This is a genomic window from Butyrivibrio sp. INlla14 (genome assembly GCF_900102515.1).
Lineage (GTDB): Bacteria > Bacillota > Clostridia > Lachnospirales > Lachnospiraceae > Butyrivibrio.
Window position 1 is genome coordinate 1 of record NZ_FMVS01000065.1, and the last position, 3502, is coordinate 3502.

3 protein-coding genes are annotated in these 3502 nt (G+C 38.8%); 1 reads left to right on the forward strand and 2 read right to left on the reverse strand.

Features of this window, described 5'->3' with window-relative positions; all coding sequences use genetic code 11:
• Positions 1 to 70: 70 nt before the first annotated feature.
• Positions 71 to 742, reverse strand: a complete 672-nt coding sequence (locus BLO53_RS18775) for a hypothetical protein (protein ID WP_092065221.1) — start codon at positions 740 to 742, stop codon at positions 71 to 73.
• A gap of 372 nt (positions 743 to 1114) precedes the next feature.
• Here BLO53_RS18775 and BLO53_RS18780 point away from each other — a divergent pair, with 372 nt between their 5' ends.
• A complete protein-coding gene (locus BLO53_RS18780) occupies positions 1115 to 2029 on the forward strand; it encodes an Rpn family recombination-promoting nuclease/putative transposase (RefSeq protein ID WP_092065224.1) in 915 nt (304 codons plus the stop codon).
• 168 nt (positions 2030 to 2197) lie between these two features.
• Here BLO53_RS18780 and BLO53_RS18785 read toward each other — a convergent pair.
• Positions 2198 to 3502 (reverse strand): glycosyltransferase (locus BLO53_RS18785; RefSeq protein WP_143003291.1); only part of this gene is annotated, 1305 nt, incomplete at its 5' end.

Here is a 3502-nt window from a genome sequence, read left to right on the forward strand (position 1 = left end):
AGATCTTCGATAGACAAAAGGCCGGTAGATCGACTTGATGAATCAAGTGTAGTCTACCGGTCTTCTCATCTCAAGCTAGGGTCTGAACTGTAACATCAATAATATTCCTAAACACATCCGCTAACTTTTCGGTTCTGTCTGCATCTTCATTGATTGCCTTAAACTCACTCTCAAAATTAAAAATGTAGAATGGAATCATCATATACAGGCGGTTCTCAAATATACTATCAATAGAAAAATCAGAGACCTTTATTATCCTAACGTCGTAGTTCACTTCTCCATTAGGCGTCTCAATTATGATTTCTGCTCTATCCGGCGATGTTGACGATGTTCTCAATAAGATTAGTCCTGTATAAGGAAATCTTACTCTTAGAACATTACCCTCACTCTTACTCTTATCTAGAGCAGTCTGAGTATCATACTCAAATATCCTTACAAGAATAGACTGATCATACGGTCTACTTTCACATTCCAAATGATAATTCTTACTAACATCATCTTGTGTGATCTCGAAGTGTGAATCAGTAATTCTCTTCTCATCAGACTGATCAGCATGCTCCACAAAATGCTCATTCCTTAGTCTTGTGATCTTGGCAGTGTTATCATAATTCTCATTATAAAAATAATTCACAAATGGAATTACAATATCATCGCACTCCGTCTCCATTGTCCTGTATGCATCATCATAAGCAAATTCTGAATAAAGTGGTGATGCCTTTTTGTCTTTGTTGTCTTCTTGCATATACATATGCCTCCTTCAAAATATATTCTCTCCATCAATGAAATTGGCATTTGCAAGAACTGCTCCGCCTCTCCAGATTGGAAAAAAGATGCTGTAAAGATTTTTACAGCTTGTCTAGGATAGCATATGCAAAAGTATTGTTCAAGGATTAATTCCTAATGTAAGGATTGAAACATTGTAACAGTATAAACGCATTACCGATATACAAAAAATCTTAAGAATTTTAGGTCTATACATCGTGTAAATTCCATGCTAACATAGCAAGCGTGTTCACTTCTGATCACATACTTACAGCTAATTGCTGTCATGGCGTTGTCACGCCGCATTATCCAAAGATACTTGCGCAAGTGTTATAGGATTTGATAATAACTAATGCCACTATTTTCCGGCATGCAGAAAGGATTTTACAACAAAAAAATGAAACCAACATCCTACGAAAACGCAACTGGTGGTATTCACTTTCCACTTGTAGTTGACCTCGTCTTCCACTATGTAATGCAAAAATCTGAAAAGGCACTTGTCAGCCTTGTATGTGCCCTATTAGGCATAGCTATAGATTTAGTGGAGAAAATAGAAGTCAAAAACCCAATTGACCTTAACGGCAATTTGAAAGAAACAGTAATGGATCTCAAACTTGTACTTAATGACAACAGAGTCATAAACATTGAGCTACAGATGTACATGGATTCATACTGGATTCCGCGATCTATACTCTATTTGTGCCGCGCCTATGACTCAATCGGAGAAGGTGATAACTATGCCCTTCTCAAACCAACAACCCATATCTGCATAACAGATAAGGATTTACTAGGAAATAATAACCAGTTCTATTCCAAATACCTTCTGATGAATACCAAAACTCATGAACCTTACTCTACAGATTTTGGCATAAACGTGCTACAATTAAACCACATAGATACAGCAACTGAAGAAGACAAGGCCAATAATCTTGTCTACTGGGCCAAACTTTTCAAAGCCACTACCTGGGAAGAGTATAAGGCCATTGCTAAGGAAGATGTTGTTATGCAGGAGGTGGGCCAATTGATTTTAGAACTTAACACAGATGACCAAACTAAAGAACTTCTGGAAGGCCGTCGCAGATATCGCGAGCAACTTGCCACTTCATATGCCGAAGGAGAAAACTCTGCAAGAGAAGAGCTAAACAGTATAATATCTGAAAAAGATGAACAGCTCAAAAATCTAGCTAATGAAAACACCGCTCAAGCCAATGAGATTGCACGCCTAAGAAAGCTTCTCGAAGACAACGGAATACAAGAAGCAAAGTAGGATAATTCTTACACGATTCTGCACGCAGACATACCTGAGTTTGACTATTTATTCATACACTTTTCGCAGATCAAAAACGACCTTAAAATGTACCGGTCCCAAAGGTTAGACCAAAAACTAACATTTGGAGATCGGTTTATTTATGGCAAAATACAATTTTACTAAGTGTCACCAAATCCCCCCTCCAAGCTTCCATACATCGACAGCAACCGCCATTTTTATCACGCGAAGTAAGCCCTTAATAAATTCTTTATTGCTTCGTTTCATTATGCAACCTTTTCCTGTCGCAGGTTCATATAATAGCACCCTCTTGTGTCTATAGGTTTCCCAGGGCGAATCCAACGGAGTAATCACCTTTATTTCATTATCTGCTGGAAGAAACCATCCATTAAAAGAGATCTTTTTAAATAACGATGAATTGAACCTAGTATGAGTATAGTAATTTCTCAGTTCCTCTGAAGTAATACTAATTACATCATATTTCATGGAATTCTTTACATTATCTTTTATTGCAAAAGGGCATCTGGCAGCATAAGAAGCCATAAGCTCTTTATGCAGTACTTCCGGATCACTGGCCATGAGCCAGCTCTTTCCCCGCAGGAAGTCCATAAGCCCCCGGTATACAAAGTCGCAATCTCCATACCTATAGCTTATGAGCATGCCAATGTACCTTTTAATAGCCCACGCTTTCACATGCTTTTTAAGATATTCCGGTTCATATAATATGGACGTTATCAGTGTATTACGCATATTGTAGTATTGCTTAACATCAGGAAAAACCAGCTCAAATCCCTGATGCCAGACATTGATACCGTTTAGGAATACTATTCCTCTGTCCATTTGCTTTAATCCAAACTGAATATCATCATGATGGACAAAAATAGGCAACGGCAGATTCTCTTTAGTAATTGCATTCATATGGTAACAACAACACCACCAAGCACCATAAATGTTCTTTGTATCGTCTGCGCTAGTCATCCAATCAGAAGTACAAGTCGAAAACTCTCTCATATCAGCCATTATATGATCATTATGGACCTTGAACTGTCCATACCACTCCCCTGCAGCGTGCTGAATATAAGGAAAATCTTCTCTCATAAGAGCACCGGCAACAGTGATCTCCCTGTACTCCTCCCTCAGACAGCTCAAAAAACCATATAAACGGACGAACAGCTCCGGATCAAAAACCGCATCATCATCCATCATCAATAGATGCGTAAGCCCAAGAGTTTCTTTCCTATCTATCGCCTCCATCATCCCTCGGCTAAAGCCGCCTGTTCCGCCAGTATTTGCGTTAGGAATTACCTTGATCAGGTCATCCTGATTTTCTCCATCATTAGCCTTAGTAACCGTACAAAAATCAGCATCAGACAAGAGAGTTTTAGCATTATCAATAATAAAAACATGCAGATGGTCGGCCACCTCCGGCCTATGATCATCTATATCCGTAGCCTCAAGCCACTCCATAAGCGA